Origin of the sequence: Aurantimonas marina, from assembly GCF_017183135.1 — a bacterium.
Lineage (GTDB): Bacteria > Pseudomonadota > Alphaproteobacteria > Rhizobiales > Rhizobiaceae > Aurantimonas > Aurantimonas marina.
Genome location: NZ_JADDXW010000005.1, coordinates 94,144 through 109,721, shown reverse-complemented (window position 1 = coordinate 109,721; position 15,578 = coordinate 94,144). Strand labels below are relative to the sequence as shown.

At 62.8% G+C, this 15,578-nt stretch carries 16 protein-coding genes and 1 pseudogene; 7 read left to right on the top strand and 10 right to left on the bottom strand.

Translation table 11 applies throughout. The annotated features are described in order from the left end of the window. Nucleotides 1-127 precede the first annotated feature (127 nt). Nucleotides 128-985, top strand: a complete 858-nt coding sequence (locus ING15_RS07835; protein WP_206454236.1) for a DMT family transporter — start codon at nucleotides 128-130, stop codon at nucleotides 983-985. 52 nt (nucleotides 986-1,037) lie between these two features. Here the strand turns inward: ING15_RS07835 and ING15_RS07830 are convergent, their stop codons facing one another. The 5 genes from ING15_RS07830 to ING15_RS07810 all read right to left on the bottom strand — a co-directional run bounded on the left by ING15_RS07830 (nucleotide 1,038) and on the right by ING15_RS07810 (nucleotide 5,715). Further along, nucleotides 1,038-2,645 (bottom strand): carboxyl transferase domain-containing protein, encoded by a 1,608-nt coding sequence (locus tag ING15_RS07830; protein ID WP_206454235.1) that lies wholly within the window; start codon nucleotides 2,643-2,645, stop codon nucleotides 1,038-1,040. A gap of 68 nt (nucleotides 2,646-2,713) precedes the next feature. Next, on the bottom strand, nucleotides 2,714-3,469 hold the full coding sequence (locus tag ING15_RS07825; RefSeq protein ID WP_206454234.1) for a flavodoxin family protein: 756 nt from the start codon (nucleotides 3,467-3,469) through the stop codon (nucleotides 2,714-2,716). A 122-nt stretch (nucleotides 3,470-3,591) separates the two neighbouring features. After that, entirely contained in the window at nucleotides 3,592-3,972 is a 381-nt protein-coding gene (locus tag ING15_RS07820; RefSeq protein ID WP_253964207.1) for a type II toxin-antitoxin system VapC family toxin, read from the bottom strand. After that, nucleotides 3,969-4,475, bottom strand: coding sequence for an AbrB/MazE/SpoVT family DNA-binding domain-containing protein (locus ING15_RS07815; RefSeq protein WP_206454233.1), 507 nt, complete (start codon nucleotides 4,473-4,475; stop codon nucleotides 3,969-3,971). Before ING15_RS07815 ends, ING15_RS07820 begins: the two co-directional genes overlap by 4 nt. Before the next feature lie 76 nt (nucleotides 4,476-4,551). Next, complete coding sequence (locus ING15_RS07810; protein WP_206454232.1) at nucleotides 4,552-5,715, bottom strand: isovaleryl-CoA dehydrogenase; 1,164 nt, start codon at nucleotides 5,713-5,715, stop codon at nucleotides 4,552-4,554. 80 nt (nucleotides 5,716-5,795) lie between these two features. On the opposite strand from ING15_RS07810, the pseudogene ING15_RS07805 reads away from it, so the two are divergent. Next, nucleotides 5,796-5,976 (top strand): annotated as a pseudogene (locus ING15_RS07805) (NAD(P)-dependent alcohol dehydrogenase); the annotation flags it as partial. 102 nt (nucleotides 5,977-6,078) lie between these two features. Here the strand turns inward: ING15_RS07805 and ING15_RS19710 are convergent. Genes ING15_RS19710 through ING15_RS07780 form a run of 5 tightly spaced genes read right to left on the bottom strand, consistent with a single transcriptional unit; the run spans nucleotide 6,079 to nucleotide 9,836 of the window. After that, a complete protein-coding gene (locus ING15_RS19710; protein ID WP_206454230.1) occupies nucleotides 6,079-7,191 on the bottom strand; it encodes a sensor histidine kinase in 1,113 nt (370 codons plus the stop codon). Then, nucleotides 7,188-8,189: an ATP-binding protein gene (locus ING15_RS07795; RefSeq protein WP_206454229.1), complete on the bottom strand. Its 1,002-nt coding sequence runs from the start codon at nucleotides 8,187-8,189 to the stop codon at nucleotides 7,188-7,190. Before ING15_RS07795 ends, ING15_RS19710 begins: the two co-directional genes overlap by 4 nt. Continuing rightward, complete coding sequence (locus tag ING15_RS07790) at nucleotides 8,186-8,590, bottom strand: ATP-binding protein (protein WP_206454228.1); 405 nt, start codon at nucleotides 8,588-8,590, stop codon at nucleotides 8,186-8,188. The genes ING15_RS07795 and ING15_RS07790 overlap by 4 nt, the downstream gene beginning before the upstream one ends. Before the next feature lie 16 nt (nucleotides 8,591-8,606). Continuing rightward, entirely contained in the window at nucleotides 8,607-8,969 is a 363-nt protein-coding gene (locus ING15_RS07785; RefSeq protein WP_332873793.1) for an STAS domain-containing protein, read from the bottom strand. A 3-nt stretch (nucleotides 8,970-8,972) separates the two neighbouring features. Further along, nucleotides 8,973-9,836 (bottom strand): STAS domain-containing protein, encoded by an 864-nt coding sequence (locus ING15_RS07780; RefSeq protein ID WP_206454227.1) that lies wholly within the window; start codon nucleotides 9,834-9,836, stop codon nucleotides 8,973-8,975. 377 nt (nucleotides 9,837-10,213) lie between these two features. On the opposite strand from ING15_RS07780, the gene ING15_RS07775 reads away from it, so the two are divergent. The 5 genes from ING15_RS07775 to ING15_RS07755 all read left to right on the top strand — a co-directional run bounded on the left by ING15_RS07775 (nucleotide 10,214) and on the right by ING15_RS07755 (nucleotide 15,460). Then, entirely contained in the window at nucleotides 10,214-11,578 is a 1,365-nt protein-coding gene (locus ING15_RS07775; RefSeq protein ID WP_206454226.1) for a substrate-binding protein, read from the top strand. Between the two features lie 89 nt (nucleotides 11,579-11,667). Next, a complete protein-coding gene (locus ING15_RS07770; RefSeq protein WP_206454225.1) occupies nucleotides 11,668-12,681 on the top strand; it encodes a branched-chain amino acid ABC transporter permease in 1,014 nt (337 codons plus the stop codon). Nucleotides 12,682-12,685: 4 nt separating this feature from the next. Further along, nucleotides 12,686-13,927: a branched-chain amino acid ABC transporter permease gene (locus ING15_RS07765; protein WP_232845628.1), complete on the top strand. Its 1,242-nt coding sequence runs from the start codon at nucleotides 12,686-12,688 to the stop codon at nucleotides 13,925-13,927. A gap of 10 nt (nucleotides 13,928-13,937) precedes the next feature. Next, a complete protein-coding gene (locus ING15_RS07760; protein WP_206454224.1) occupies nucleotides 13,938-14,693 on the top strand; it encodes an ABC transporter ATP-binding protein in 756 nt (251 codons plus the stop codon). Continuing rightward, nucleotides 14,690-15,460: an ABC transporter ATP-binding protein gene (locus ING15_RS07755; RefSeq protein ID WP_210348823.1), complete on the top strand. Its 771-nt coding sequence runs from the start codon at nucleotides 14,690-14,692 to the stop codon at nucleotides 15,458-15,460. Before ING15_RS07760 ends, ING15_RS07755 begins: the two co-directional genes overlap by 4 nt. Nucleotides 15,461-15,578: the final 118 nt, after the last annotated feature.

Sequence of the window (15,578 nt, the reverse complement as noted above, 5' to 3'; positions counted from 1 at the left end):
TCGCAAGCTGGTCCGAGCGCCGTTATGAGCCGTGTACGGCAGACACCTGAAAGACGAAAAAACTAGGGGGATGGCTGGGTGCGTTTTTGCGCGCCTTTTTTCGTCCCGATCGTCTTCAGGAGCCCTCATGTCAGTTTCCGGTTTTGTCCTCGTGCTGGCGGCGGCGGTCTGCCATGCGACCTGGAATCTCCTGGTCAAGAAAATTCGCGGCGGCCCCGAGCTGGTCTGGCTCTTCTCGATGGTCACGCTCGTCCTCTATCTGCCGCTGGCCGCCTATGTCATCGTGTTGGATCCCCCCGATTTCGGCGGCTGGGAAATCGGCTTCATCCTCGGCAGCACCGGGCTGCACCTCGGTTACATACTGCTGCTGCAGCGCGGCTATCGCGATGGCGAACTCTCGATCGTCTATCCGACCGCCCGCGCGACCGGGCCATTCCTGGCCACGATCTTCGCCGTCACGATGCTGGGCGACCCGTTGACGTGGCAGATCGCCCTGGGCGCGATCGTCATCATCACCGGCGTGCTGTTTCTATCGGGCGGGCTCAAGCGCGGTTCCAAAAGCGTCACGGCCTCGATCCTGTTCGGCGTCGGCGTCGGCTTCTTGATCGCCAGTTATACCCTCTGGGACGCCTATACGGTCACCGCCTTGCTGATTCCGCCGCTGCTGCTCGAGTATGTCTCCAACATCGGCCGGGTGATGCTGCTCACGCCTTACGCACTACGACGCCGGGCGATGGTGACGGCGCTCTGGGCGAATCATCGGGCAAGTGTCGTCGCGATCGCCATTCTCAGCCCGCTCGCCTACATCCTCGTCCTCTACGCCCTCACCTTCACGCCGATCATCTATGTGGCGCCGACCCGCGAACTCAGCGTCGTTCTGACCGTCCTGATGGGCAGCCTGCTCTTGCGTGAGGGCCAGTTGCGGCAACGCCTGTTCTGGGCGGTGGTCATCCTGGGCGGCGTGATCCTGCTGGCGACAGGATAGCGGCAGGGCTCGCGTGATAGCACAATGGCCTCTCGCTCAAAGGCCGATTTCCTCACATCCGGAACAGCCCGAACCGCGTCTCCGCGATCGGCGCGTTCAGCGCGGCGGCGAGCGACAGCGCCAGAATATCGCGGGTTTTGGCCGGGTTGACGATGCCGTCGTCCCACAATCTCGCCGAGGCATAGAGCGGGTGGCTCTGGCGCTCGAACATCGCGATCGTCGGGCGCTTGAAGTCGGCCTCCTCCTCCGCCGACCACTCGCCGCCGCGCCGCTCGATGCCGGCGCGCGTGACGCTCGCCAGCACCCCGGCCGCCTGCTCGCCGCCCATCACCGCGATACGGCTGTTCGGCCAGGTCCACAGGAAGCGCGGCGAATACGCCCGCCCGCACATGCCGTAATTGCCGGCGCCGTAGGAGCCGCCGATCAGCATGGTGATCTTCGGCACGGCCGTCGTCGCGACGGCGGCGACGAGCTTCGCCCCGTGCTTGGCGATGCCGCCCGCCTCATATTGCCGCCCGACCATGAAGCCGGTGATGTTCTGGAGGAACACCAGCGGGATATTGCGCTGCGAGCAAAGCTCGACGAAATGCGCGCCCTTCACGGCACTCTCGGAGAACAGCACGCCATTGTTAGCGATGATGCCGACCGGCATGCCGCGAAGATGGGCGAAGCCGCAGACCAGGGTCGGGCCGTAGCGGGCCTTGAACTCGTGGACTCTCGACCCGTCGACGATGCGGGCGATCACCTCGCGCACGTCATAGGGCGTCCTGGCGTCGGCCGGGACGATCCCGAGGATCTCCTCCGGGTCGTAGGCCGGCTCCTCCGGCGACCGAAACTCCACAGCCGGCCGTTTCTCGCGGTTGAGATGGGCGACGGCGTGGCGAGCCAGCGCCAGAGCGTGGAGATCATCCCTGGCCAAATGATCGGCGACGCCCGACAACCGCGTGTGGACGTCGCCGCCACCCAAATCCTCGGCCGACACCACCTCGCCGGTCGCCGCCTTGACCAGCGGCGGGCCGGCCAGGAAGATCGTGCCCTGTTCGCGCACGATGATGGTCTCGTCGCTCATCGCCGGCACATAGGCGCCGCCGGCCGTGCAGGAGCCCATGACGACGGCGATCTGGGCGATGCCCTTGGCCGACATCTGCGCCTGATTGTAGAAGATGCGGCCGAAATGATCCCGGTCGGGAAACACCTCGTCCTGGTTCGGCAGATTGGCACCGCCGGAATCCACCAGATAGACGCAAGGCAGATGGTTCTCGGCGGCGATCTCCTGGGCTCGCAGGTGCTTCTTCACGGTCAGGGGGAAATAGGTGCCGCCCTTCACCGTGGCGTCGTTGGCCAGCACCATCACCTCGCGGCCCGATACCCGGCCGATGCCGGCGATCATGCCCGCCGCCGGCACCGCGTCGTCATACATCCCGTTCGCCGCAAACAGTCCGATTTCGAGAAACGGCGAGCCCGGATCGAGCAGCCCCTCGACGCGATCGCGGGGTAAAAGCTTGCCGCGAGCGAGGTGCCGTTCGCGGGCCTTCTCGCCGCCGCCGGCCATCGCGGCCTCGGCGGCTTCCTCGACCGCCTTCAACCGCCGCGTCATCACCTTGCGGTTTTCGGAAAAGCTTTCGGAGCGCGGCGACATGGCGGAGGTCAGGACGGACATGAGGTGCTCAGGTTTGGCTGCGGGCGACGTGGTCGTCCCAGACCATAGCCATAGAAGTCCCCGCCCTGCTACCGGTAGTCCGGATTGGGATGATCGAACCGGCAGCCGGCCTCCCAGGCGTCGCGGTCGTTGCCGTGGCGCGGCAGGCCGCCCGCATCCTTCAGCATCCGCGCCATGTGCATCAGGTTCCAGGTCATAATGGTGGCGTTTCGCTGGGTGAAGTCGTTGTCATGCCCGGCGGGTTTTCCTTCCACGTCGTCGCCGTAGCTCGGCCCCGGCCCGGCCTCGCCGATCCAGCCGCAGTCGGCCTGGGGCGGGATCGTGTAGCCGAGATGGCCGAGGGCATAGAGACAGGTCATCGCGACATGCTTGATGCCGTCCTCATTGCCGGTGACCACGCAGCCGCCGGTCTTGCCGTAGAAAAAGCTCTGGCCCTTGTCGTTCTTCAGCCCGCTCATGCCGTAAAGCCGCTCGATCACCAGCCGGCAGGCCGAGCTCTCCTCGCCAAGCCAGATCGGGGTGCCGAGAATGAGGATCTCGGCCTCTCTCACCGTCTGCCAGAGTTCAGGCCAGGCATCGGTCGCGGCACCGTGTTCGGTCATGTCGGGCATGACCCCGTAGGCGATGGGATGGTCGACCGGGCGGAATTGGCTGACCGCGATGCCGTTCCGCTCCATGATCTCACGGGGAACGGACAAGAGATCGTCCGTGTGCGAGGGTTCAGGGCTGCGCTTCAGCGTGCAGTTGACGATCACCGCCTTCAAATTGCTGAAGTCGAAATCATGCCCCTTGCAGAGCGCTTCCTGACGGTCGTTGAGCGGCATGGACTTTCCTTGGTTCGCGTGCCCATAAACGGGCGTTGGAAGCAGCCAAAATTCGCGTTCGATCTCCCCCACCCGGCCGGCGCCCAAATGATGGGTCACCACCGCGCGGCTTGCGGCAACGGTTATCGGATGACCTCGATTTCGATGCCAAGGTCAAGCTCGGCCCATATTCTATCGGCGGTTATGACTTGTGCCTTTTCCCGTATCGCCAAAGCCAGACAAGCCCGATCACCGAGCGATAGGCCATATCTGCGGGTGGGTGATCGAAGATCGCCGGCCAGCCGTGCCTGATCTGCATCGAAGGCGATCGCGGAGAGATTCAGGCCTGCAAACATCAAGTTCGCCGCCTCTCCGGCCATCCCATGGTCGATCAGCTTGGACAACACTTCCACGACATTGACGCTCGATATCATTCCTTCCCGGATAAATTCGCCAATCCTGTCGCTGTCCGGCTCACTCCACAGATAGGCCAGGACGGCCGAGCTATCGAGAACGACCGTCACGATTTGGGCAGATGCTGAAGCGTCTCGGCCTCGTCCCGCAGAGCCTCCGCGCGCCTTTCCGCGATCAACTCATCGACGGGCGACCCGCCGCCAAAGCTGTTCTCGGCGATCATTCTTCGAACCTTATCGATCGCCGCCATGGGTGAGGTCAGCCGCAACTCTCCATCCTCGTCGACCCTGACGATGAGCTTACCGCCCTCGCCGAGCTTCATAAGGCGCCGGAATGTCTCGGGGATCACGATCCGGCCTTCCGCGTCGACCGACACACGCGTGAAGGCGTCCGCCTCCGGATGCATCGTGAACGCGTTCCGATCCGGAGTTGCCATCTTCGGGCTTTCCGCACGCGGTCTCTCGAGGGTGTTGCGGACGTGCTGATAGCGGATACCGAGGAAGCGGGCGATATCGGCCCGCTGGAAACCTCGCTCGTCCAGCGCGCGGATCTTCGCGGCCTTGCTTGGAAGACCGTTGGTGATCGTTCTCATGGTATCTTGATCCGCGTTCATGAAGCCCTCCGTCTAAAACGGCCAACCATAAACAACCTACCTATATAGGTAACTGTAGATAGGTATCTATATCTCGTCAATCCGTCTCCCGGAACAACTCGCGACCGATCAGCATCCGCCGGATTTCGCTGGTGCCGGCACCAATCTCGTAGAGTTTGGCGTCACGCAGCAGCCGGCCGGTCGGATACTCGTTGATATAACCGTTGCCGCCGAGCGCCTGGATCGCCTCCAGCGCCATCTGCGTCGCCTTCTCGGCGGCATAGAGGATGCAGCCGGCGGCATCCTTGCGGCTGGTCTCGCCGCGGTCGCAGGCCGCCGCCACCGCGTAGACATAGGCCCGGCAGGCGTTCATCGTCACATACATGTCGGCGAGCTTGCCCTGCATCAGCTGGAACTCGCCGATCGGCTGGCCGAACTGCTTGCGCTCGTGGACGTAAGGGACGACCACATCCATGCAGGCGGCCATGATGCCGAGCGGGCCGGCCGACAGCACGACCCGCTCGTAATCGAGGCCGCTCATCAGCACCCTGGCGCCGCCGCCCTCCTCGCCGAGAATATTCTCATAGGGCACCTCGCAATCCTCGAAGACGAGCTCGCAGGTGTTGGAGCCGCGCATGCCGAGCTTGTCGAGCTTCTGCGCGGTCGAAAACCCCGCCATCTCCTTCTCGATCAGGAAGGCGGTGATGCCGCGCGGGCCGGCGTCCGGATCGGTCTTGGCGTAGACGATCAGGGTCGAGGCGTCGGGACCGTTGGTGATCCACATCTTGGTGCCGTTGAGGACGAAGCGGTCGTTGCGCTTCTCGGCCCTGAGCCGCATGCCGACAACGTCCGACCCGGCGCCGCTCTCCGACATCGCCAGCGAGCCGACATGCTCGCCGGAGACAAGCTTGGGCAGATATTTCCGCTTCTGGTCCTCGGTACCGTTGCGACGGATCTGATTGACGCAGAGGTTGGAATGGGCGCCGTAGGACAGACCCACCGAAGCCGAGGCACGCGAGATCTCCTCGATCGCGATGCAATGTGCCAGATAGCCCATGGCCGAGCCGCCATACTCTTCTTCCACCGTGACCCCGAGCAGGCCGAGCGCGCCCAGCTCCTTCCAGAGCTCGTTGGGAAATTCGTTGCTCCGATCGATCTCGGCGGCGCGCGGCGCGATCTTTTCCCGCGCAAAGCGATGCACCATGTTGCGCAGCGCGTCGATCTCCTCGCCGAGCGCGAAGTTCATCCCCTTGTCGAACATATCTGCTCCTTAGAATCCCGCCGCCGCCAATCTGGCGGCATTGGGCACGACCCGCAACATGGTTTCCGGAGGGGGTCGGGGCGACGCCGCTGGTGCCTGGCATCCTCAGATCAAGCGTTATCCACCCCGAGGCCTTCACCTTCCCGCTGCCGGACTCCGTCTCCTTCGCCGCGGGTGCCATGGTCGAGCCTTTGGCCATCGGCGTCCATGCCCACACCAAGGCGCGCGGCGCCCGGCCATGTCGCGATGATCATCGGCGCGAGGCTCGGGTCGAGCATGTTCTGAAGATGCAGATCGAAATGAAACACTGACGCAAGCAAGAAGCGCGTTTCGCCGAGAAGTAACGGTGGCCGCGTCTCTCTTTTACCGGTCGTTGGGAATGGTCAGCAGGACCGACAGCCCGTTCGTCCCCTCGACGTCGAGGCTGCCGTTCAGTTTGCGGGCGCAGCCTTCCACGATCCGCCAGCCAAGCGACTTGGAATTACGAAGAACCGTCTCCGGATTATCCATTCCCGGCCCATCGTCGCCGACGCGAAGACAAAAATTGGGCCCTTGCTGATACGCCGCGATGTCCACATGGCCGTTGTCGCCGCCGTATTTCGCGGCGTTGGTCACCAGTTCATTGACCACCAGCGCGATCTCGGTCGCTGCCTCGAACCCAATGGAAATCGCCTCCGCGTGGCAGGCAATCGTTAAGCCGGCGGAGCCGAAGGCCGAGGCGAGCCTGTCGGTGAGGCTCTCCAAATGCTGACGCAGATCCACCTGCGTCACGTCCTCAGCCTGATGCAAGAAATTGTGGGCGTTGGCAAAGGCCTGGATGCGGTTGGTCAAAATCCCGAGCGCTTCCTGCGTCTCCTCCGATTTGGCCTGCCGCGCCTGCATCAGCGCCAGCGACTGGATGATCGCCAGATTGTTCTTGGTCCTGTGGTGGATTTCGCGCAGCAGGAATTGCTGTTCGGCCAAGGAATCGCGCAAAGCGCGGTTCTGCTCGGCGAGTTCCTCGATCGGAGAGCCCTGCGCCGCGTTGATGAGGGCGCCGGCGGCCGCCTTCGCGAGTTCGTCGGCACCGCGGTTGCCATTCAGATGAAGGCCCAGCGTTACCAGCGTTCCGCCCGAACCGGTCTTCAGGTCGAAATGATCGACCAACTTCTGCGATCCGCTCAGCCCGAGCCCCAAACCGGTATGCGACTGGTGACGTGCGCGAAGCATTGTCTCGACGGCTTCGATTCCGGCCCCCTTGTCCTGCACCCGAGCCATCAAGCGGGTTCGCTTTTCCAGGCGGTCGAAGGAGAACTCGGCGACCCCGCCGCCCGCATATTGCAGTGCGTTCCGGGCGATTTCGGACACCGCCGTCGCAAAGCGAATCTGATCGCGCGTGGCGGCACCGGCGACTTGAGCCGCAATGCGCGCGGTACGACGCGTGTGGGTGACGTCCCCGTCGCGCTCAACGCGTATCGAGGTGACGACCGCTTTCACGTTCTGGCTCGCGCGACGACGACGCCGCAATCGTCGGTTCCTCGCCGCCGGCGCTTGTAAATGGATGCTGCGATCGTCATCGGGTCTCGAAAGAACAGCGATGGCGGTTCTGGCGCGCGGTCGCCGCCGCGTAGACCGTCGGTGGAAAGCAACAACACCGCTTGGCTCGACCAATCGTGTTCCGTTACTCGCGGTGGCTTGGCGGCGGCGCCCACGATCCCCGGCATCGAGGGGATTCCGAACCTGGGGCCTTCGATAGCGGCAATTTCCCCACGCACATTGCCGAGTCCCATCGCCCGTAATCTGCCAGCGGCATGCGGCAATTCGACGAACAGCGCCGCAGCCCCGCGCCCTCCCCGCAAAGCCGTGGAAACTTCCTGCTCGGTCTCTTCCAATGAGGCTCCTGCCGTTTGCGCAAACGCGGCGATCGCCTTGTCGGCCTCGCTTGCGGCGGCTGGGCCATGGCCGAGCACATCCATCAGCATGATCAACGTTCTGTCGGCTTCGTGACGCAAACAAAATGCGTCCCCGCCCTGATCGAAATTCGGTTTGGGCACGATCAGGCCGGCGGACTCCATGGGCCCATCCGAATCCTGGTGCAGCTTCCCGATCGTAACCACGACGCTCGTTCCTCTGGCATCCGTATAGATGTCGAACGACTCCGACAGGCGCGAGATCGCTCCCAATCCGCCCCCTATTCCCCGTTCGCCCGCCGCCGCCGTGCTGTAGCCGTCGGTCATCGCGGCCTCGACATTGGCAAGCCCGGGGCCCTCATCAAGTGCGATGATATCGATCCCCGCCGATTGACCCCTGCCACGGAGAATCAGGAGAATCTCCCCTCCGCGAGCGTGGCGGACCAGGTTTGTTCCAGCTTCGGTCACCACCAATGCCAGCCGTTCGCGGGCCTCGGTCGGCAGGTCAAGTCCCTCGGCTTCATGCAGGGCTCTTCTGCGCGCCGCGCCGACCTGGCTGATTTCCGTGACTGGTAGCGAGATCATCGGGCGGCGGACTCCAATATGACGGTTGTTCCGCTTTCGCGGGACGATTCGACATCGAGCCGGTCGACCAGGCGACGTGCGCCGCTCAGCCCGAGACCAAGCCCGTTTCCAGTCGTAAAACCGTCAATGAGAGCCTGCTTGATATCGTCGATGCCCGGGCCTCGGTCCGAGCATGTAGCAACGACCTTGCGGAACGAGCCGTTCCCGACGATAACAAATGAAATTACTCCGCCGCCGCCATAGACGATCGCATTGCGGGCAATCTCCGACACGGCCGTGACGAATTTCGTCCGCTTGATCGCGCTGGCGCCAAGAGACGTCATCGCCTTCATAGCGGCTTGGCGCGCGAAAGCCACATCGGTAGCTCGGGCGAGCCTGACGGTCACAACTTCCTCGCTCAAGGATCGGCCCAATGCTCTATGAGTTGAGGATCAGGTTGACCGCCCTGTCCGCATTCAGTGCCGTCTCGACGCCTTCCAGCGTCATGCCGAGCTCGACGAGCGTCATCGCCACGGCCGGACGCATACCGACAACGATCGTGCGCGCATTCATCATACGCGCCATCTGGGCCATTGCCCCCAGCATTCGTCCAGCGAAAGTATCGACGATTTCAAGACTGGAGATGTCGATGACGACACCGCGGGCCTTGCGACGCGCCACTTCCTCGACGAGTTGATCCTGAAGAGTCACGACCCCTTGGTCATCGAGATCGTCTCGGATCGCGACAACCACGCATCCGGTGATCGTGACAATGGGGGTGATGCCGAAGGACGATTCCACCCCTTATCTCTCCTTCGCGGAAACACCGATGCGCTCGAAAGCATAGGCGAGACCGCTCTGCAAATCGACGCGCGTGATGATGTTGGGCAGTTCCACGCCGAGATTGACGATCGTCTGGGCGATCTTCGGGCTGATACCGCAGATGACGCACTCGGCCCCCATAAGACGCACCGCAGCTGCTGTCTTCAACAGGTGCTGGGCCACCAGCGTGTCCACTGTCGAAACACCGGTGATATCGATGATGGCGACTTCCGCCTCCCACTGCACGATCGAGTCGAGCAAATTCTCCATCACTGCCTGCGCGCGGAACGAGTCGAGCGTCCCGATAAGCGGGACCGTCACGATCCGATCCCAGATCTTGACGACCGGCGCCGACACTTCGGTCATCTCTGCCTGCTGGCGCTCGATCACCGCCTCGCGCTTTTGAACGAGATACTCGACGGCCTGAAGGACGATCTGATCGATGACCCGCGTCGTATTCCAAATCTCTTCTGTGAACGCTTGGGGAGTGTCGGCGAGAATCGGTCGCAACAGATCGAACACAGGCTGTTTGATCGAGGCGATGAACCAGCCCATTTCCCCTGCGGAAACGCCGCGCTGCGTGCGGCTTTCGGTGATCTCCTCCAGTGTTTGGCGGACCGAATCCCACGCCGGCTTGGCGAGATCGAAACCGTCGTCGACTGCCGCGTTTTCCATCGCCGCGGCAAGAGCCGTTAGGAGGTCACGGCTTTGCCGCTCGGTTTCCCTTGCGGAAACAAGATCGGTTCGCTTGACGCCTTCCCGCGCCTGGGCCTTCAGCCATCTGGCGAGAACCGTCTCGAATTCCGTCCGGAGAAGCGTCACCGTGGGTGATGTTTCGACTGCCATTTCATGCCCTTGTTATCAGCGTCCCTGCGCGTCTATCGCCCAGTGTGGCCCATGACGCAATCCAGTTTTTGGAAGTTGGCCAGGTTGCAGGTTTTGACAATAGCTACCTGCCACTCTCACGGAGGTATTCCGCAGGCATAGGTTGCACCTATGCGGCAGTGAGCTGCTGTTGCAACGCAATATCAGCTCATGAATTTTCCACCACACATGTTGCAACGCAGTATAACTTGCCCCTTCGTCGGTCATCCGAAAGTACTATTGGCGAACAGCCGGACTTCAGGGACGATAGTGGTTGTTCAAGCTGATTGTCGGCGTTCAGCGGCCACACGGTCGACGCCCGGCGCTCGGGCGGAATCCAATAATTCGGGAGGTCACCAATGGCATTTTTCAAGGACGGATGGACCCGTCGGCAGTTGCTCACGACGGGCGTCGGCGTTGGCGCCGGCCTCGCCATGCCGCACGTCTTCACGCGCGGCGCCTGGGCGCAGGATCAGGCTTTTTGCAACAATCCGAGCGGCGACACCGTCACCCTCGGCTTCAACGTCCCCCAGTCCGGCCCCTATGCCGACGAAGGCGCTGACGAGTTGCGGGCCTACGAGCTGGCCGTCAAGCACTTGAATGGTGAAGGCGACGGTGGCCTGATCCCGCTGCTGAAGCCTTCCAACCTCAAGGGTAACGGCATTCTCGGCAAGAAGGTCGCCTTTGTCACCGGCGACACACAGACCAAGTCGGACGCGGCCCGCGCCTCGGCTAAGCGCATGATCGAGGCCGACGGCGCGATCATGATCACCGGCGGCTCGTCCTCGGGGGTCGCGGTTGCGGTGCAGTCGCTCTGTCAGGAGATGGGCGTCATCTTCATGGCGGGTCTCACCCACTCCAACGACACCACTGGCAAGGACAAGCGTCGCTATGGCTTCCGCCATTTCTTTAACGCTTATATGTCCGGCCAGGCGCTCGGACCGGTGCTCGCGGAGGAATACGGCAAGGATCGCGTCGCCTATCACCTGACGGCCGACTACACTTGGGGCTGGACCCAGGAAGAATCGATCAAGAACGCCACCGAGGCGCTCGGCTGGAAAACGTCGCAAGCCGTTCGCACACCTCTCGGCGCCGGCGATTTCTCGCAGTATCTGACGCCGGTTCTCAATTCCGGCGCCGACGTCCTGATCCTCAATCACTACGGCGGCGACATGGTCAATTCGCTGCGTCAGGCCGTCACGCAGTTCGACATGAAGAGCAAACAGGTCAACGGCAAACAGTTCGAGATCGTCGTGCCGCTCTTCTCCGAGTTGATGGCGCAGGGCGCCGGCGATGCCGTGAAGGGCATTCTCGGCACCGCTAACTGGGATTGGAAGCTCGACAACGAGGCGACCAAGGCCTTCTCCAAATCCTTCGGCGAAGCCTATGGCCGTCCGCCGTCGCAGGCGGCACAGACCTGCTACGCGCAAACGCTGCTCTACGCCAACGCCGCCGAGACCGCCGGCACCTTCTACCCGCCGGAACTGATCAAGGCGCTCGAGGACTTCGAGTTCGACGGCCTCGGCAACGGTCCGACGCTGTATCGCGGATCCGACCACCAGTGCTTCAAGGACGTTCTGGTTGTGCGCGGCAAGCAGGAGCCGACCAACCAGTTTGACCTCATGGAGATCGTCAAGGTGGTGGGGCGCGACGATGTGACCTACGATCCGGAGATCTTCGGCGGCGAACTCGGCCCTTCGGAAGTCAAGGGCTGCGCGGCCTGATCCACGGCTGATGGGATGGGACCGCCTGCGATGAGTCGGGCGGTCCATCAGGCTTTCGCGAGAGATCGAGAGGATCGGTCAGAGGAACCATGGACGCCATTATTCTTCAGATCTTGAATGGGCTCGACAAGGGCGGCGCCTATGCGCTGATTGCCTTGGGGCTGACGCTGATCTTCGGCACACTCGGCGTCGTCAATTTCGCCCACGGCGCGCTGTTCATGCTCGGCGCCTTCTGCGCCGTCGCCTTCACCAAATTTCTGACGATTTCCGAACGCGTCCGCGACGAGAGCGTCACCTTTTTCGAGGCGTACAAGGAAATTCCCTATCTGGAGATCTGGTGGGGAGACACCGGCCGCGCGATCGTCGACTGGGCGGTCCCCCTGTCGATTTTCATGGCGATCCCGGTCATGCTCCTGATTGGCCTTGCCATGGAGCGCGGCCTCATCCGGTTCTTCTACAAGCGCAGCCATGCCGAGCAGATCCTGGTGACCTTCGGCCTCGCGATCGTCCTGCAGGAGATCGTCAAGCATTATTTCGGCGCCAACCCGATCCCGCTGACCGCGCCACCGATGCTGGCCGGAAGCGCCGATATCGGCCAATGGTTCGGCGTCACCGGCATCAGTTATCCGATGTGGCGCATCGTCTATTTCCTGTTCTCGCTCGCCGTCATCGCCTCCGTCTTCGCCTTCCTGCAATTGACCACCTTCGGCATGGTAGTCCGCGCGGGAATGGCGGATCGCGAGACCGTCGGCCTGCTGGGCATCAATATCGGTCGCAAGTTCTCGATCGTCTTCGGCTTGGCCGCCGTCGTCGCGGGCCTCGCCGGCGTCATGTACACGCCGATTCTCGCTCCCAACTATCATCTGGGCATGGACTTCCTCGTCCTGTCATTCGTCGTGGTGGTTGTCGGGGGAATGGGATCGCTGCCCGGCGCTGTGGTCGCCGGATTCCTGCTCGGAATCCTGCAGTCCTTTGCCTCGCTTACCGAAATCAAGGCCATCGTTCCGGGCATCGACCAGATCATCATCTATCTCGTCGCCGTCGTCGTCTTGCTGGTTCGTCCGCGCGGCCTGATGGGCCGCAAGGGTGTCATGGAGGCCTGATCCGATGAGCAGCGCAGTTTCGCCTTCCCCATCCGCCGCGGAGGCCGGTCAACACCGGTCGGCTCCGCCGACCGCCGGACGAAGGCGCCGCTTCTTTGACGGCGCCGTGGGCGAGTATGTCTATGTCGCGCTGTTCGCGGCGGCGATCCTGACCATGCCGCTGTGGCTGGCGCCCATCGGTGCCGGCTATCCCGACATCCTGCAGAAATTCGCGATCTTCGGCATCTTCGCGCTCGGCTTCAACATTCTGTTCGGCTTCTCCGGCTACCTCTCGTTCGGCCATGCCGCCTTTCTCGGCGCGGGGTCCTACGCCGCGGTCTGGATGTTCAAGCTCTTGTCGATGAACGCGGTCTTCGCGCTGGTCTTCGCGATCATCATTGCAGGCGTGTTCGCGCTGACCATCGGCTTCGTCAGCCTGCGCAGGTCGGGCATCTACTTCTCGATCCTGACGCTGGCTTTCGCGCAGATGTCCTACAACCTCGCCTATTCGGTGCTCACGCCGATCACCAATGGCGAGACCGGCCTGCAGATATCCCGCAGCGACCCGCGCATCATCGATCGCGCCTTCGGAACGAGTTCGGCATCGCTCCCCTCGCCGAACTTCTTCGGCATCGAGCTACAGGGCTGGGCCGGCTTCTACTTCTGCGCGTTCCTCCTGATCCTTGCCTTCTTCCTGGCGATGCGGATCAAGAACTCGACCTTCGGCATGATGCTGCTGGCCATAAAATCCAATCAGAACCGGATGGCGTTCACCGGCTTCAGCACCCGCCCCTATCTGCTGACGGCCTTCGTCATTTCCGGCATGTATGCCGGGCTTGCAGGGGGCCTGCTGGCCGTCACCGACCCCCTCGCGGGCGCGGACCGCATGCAGTGGACAGCCTCCGGCGAAGTCGTGCTGATGACCATCCTCGGTGGCGTCGGCACGCTGCTCGGGCCGGTTATCGGCGCGGCCGTGATGAAATATCTCGAGCAGATCTTCTCCTCGTTCAATGACAGCTTCCTCTATCGCACCTTCGACTTCCTGCCCAATTGGGCACAGGAGACGATGGTCGCGATCACCAGCCCCTTCGTCGGCGAAGGCTGGCTGCTGACCCTCGGCCTTCTGTTCATGCTCATCGTCATCGTGCTGCCGGGCGGCATCATGGAAGGGCTGCGCCGGATCGGCGGCATCGCCCGCAAACCGAAAATGGCGGGCGAAAAACAGATGCCCGACATGCCGCAATCGGCCCATTCGGCCGCCGAATAGAGGAACCGGCATGGATATTCTCGCGATCAGCGGTGTCAACAAGCGCTTCGGCGGCCTCAAGGCGCTCGACAACGTCAATCTGAACGTCAAGGAAGGAACGATCCACGCCATCATCGGCCCCAACGGCGCCGGCAAATCGACGCTGCTCAATTGTCTGGTCGGCCGCATCGTCCCGGACGAAGGTTCGGTCGACTTCGATGGCCATGGGCTGCTGGGCCGCCATCCCCACCAGATCAATCAGGCCGGCATCGCGCGGGTGTTCCAGACGCCGGAGGTCTTCGGCGAGATGACGGTGATGGAAAACGTCATGATCCCGGCTTTCGCTTCGGCCGACGGGGCATTCCGGATAAATCTCTGGAAACGCGCGGCGGACAGGCGGAAGGTCAAGGCGGAAGCCGAGGAGATCCTCGAAGATCTGCATCTTGCGGACCAGCGCGATCAGATCGTCAATTCGATGTCGCGCGGCGACAAACGGCGGCTGGAGCTGGCCATGTGCCTGGTTCAAAAACCCAAACTCCTGCTGCTCGACGAGCCGACCGCCGGGATGTCGCGCGCCGATACCAACAACACGGTCGAGTTGTTGAAGAAGATCGCCAAGCGCAAGATCACCAAGGTTATCATCGAGCACGACATGCATGTGGTCTTCTCGCTCGCCGACACCGTCAGCGTCATGGCCCAGGGGACCGTCATCGCCGAGGGCACGCCGCAGGACATCAAGACCGATCCGCGCGTGCAGGAAGCCTATCTCGGGGGAGCGCATCTATGAGCGAGACCATCGCCACGACGGAACGCCCGGCCTCCCCCCACCCTGTGGCCGGAACCGGTGGGACGCCATTCTTCGCGGCGCGGGACCTGCACGCCTATTACGGCGAAAGCTACATCGTCCAAGGCGTATCCTTCGAAGTGCGCGAGGGCGAGATCCTGGCGCTACTTGGCCGTAACGGCGCCGGCAAGACCTCCACATTGCGGACCATCGCCCGCGCCGGCCAGCCCGAACTCAAGCGCGGCGAGATCTGGCTGGAAGGCCAGCCGTTGCACGAAATGCAGAGCTATCAGGCGGCCCAGGCCGGTATCCAGCTCGTGCCCGAGGACCGGCGGATCATTCCCGGCCTAAGCGTCGAGGAAAACCTCAAGCTCGCCCAGATCGAAAAACCGATCGGCTGGCCGCTAGAGCGCATCTACGATCACTTCCCGCGCCTCGCCGAGCGTCGCACCCAGGAGGGTACGACGATGTCCGGCGGCGAGCAGCAAATGCTCGCGGTGGCGCGGGCGCTCGCCCGCGAGGTGAAGCTCCTGCTGCTCGACGAGCCCTATGAAGGCTTGGCGCCAGTGATCGTGCAGGAAATCGAGCGGATTCTCGAAGAGATCAAGCAGCTCGGCATTACCACCATCCTAGTGGAGCAGAACGCCATCGCCGCCCTTCATTTGGCGGACCGGGCGATCATCCTGGAAATGGGCGAAGTGGTTTTCGATGGCACCGCCCAGGAGATCATCGACAACAAGGAATTGCGGCTCCAGTACCTGGCGCTCTAACACCTCTTTCCCGGAACGGTGATGCCGGCCTTGCGACAGAACAGGCGCCATCTTTAACGTATACATTGCGCTCCCGACGCCGATATGTCATGAGCCCCACGAGCGTTGCGCCGCGGGC

What these genes read in the sequence shown, in the direction of transcription:
- ING15_RS07830 (WP_206454235.1), bottom strand. Translation starts at nt 2,645, where the DNA reads ATGTCCGTCCTGACCTCCGCCATGTCGCCGCGCTCCGAAAGCTTTTCC.
- ING15_RS07770 (WP_206454225.1), top strand. Translation starts at nt 11,668, where the DNA reads ATGGACGCCATTATTCTTCAGATCTTGAATGGGCTCGACAAGGGCGGC.
- ING15_RS07755 (WP_210348823.1), top strand. Translation starts at nt 14,690, where the DNA reads ATGAGCGAGACCATCGCCACGACGGAACGCCCGGCCTCCCCCCACCCT.
- ING15_RS07815 (WP_206454233.1), bottom strand. Translation starts at nt 4,475, where the DNA reads ATGAACGCGGATCAAGATACCATGAGAACGATCACCAACGGTCTTCCA.
- ING15_RS07810 (WP_206454232.1), bottom strand. Translation starts at nt 5,715, where the DNA reads ATGTTCGACAAGGGGATGAACTTCGCGCTCGGCGAGGAGATCGACGCG.
- ING15_RS07825 (WP_206454234.1), bottom strand. Translation starts at nt 3,469, where the DNA reads ATGCCGCTCAACGACCGTCAGGAAGCGCTCTGCAAGGGGCATGATTTC.
- ING15_RS07775 (WP_206454226.1), top strand. Translation starts at nt 10,214, where the DNA reads ATGGCATTTTTCAAGGACGGATGGACCCGTCGGCAGTTGCTCACGACG.
- ING15_RS07765 (WP_232845628.1), top strand. Translation starts at nt 12,686, where the DNA reads ATGAGCAGCGCAGTTTCGCCTTCCCCATCCGCCGCGGAGGCCGGTCAA.
- ING15_RS07760 (WP_206454224.1), top strand. Translation starts at nt 13,938, where the DNA reads ATGGATATTCTCGCGATCAGCGGTGTCAACAAGCGCTTCGGCGGCCTC.
- ING15_RS07780 (WP_206454227.1), bottom strand. Translation starts at nt 9,836, where the DNA reads ATGGCAGTCGAAACATCACCCACGGTGACGCTTCTCCGGACGGAATTC.
- ING15_RS07835 (WP_206454236.1), top strand. Translation starts at nt 128, where the DNA reads ATGTCAGTTTCCGGTTTTGTCCTCGTGCTGGCGGCGGCGGTCTGCCAT.
- ING15_RS07795 (WP_206454229.1), bottom strand. Translation starts at nt 8,189, where the DNA reads ATGATCTCGCTACCAGTCACGGAAATCAGCCAGGTCGGCGCGGCGCGC.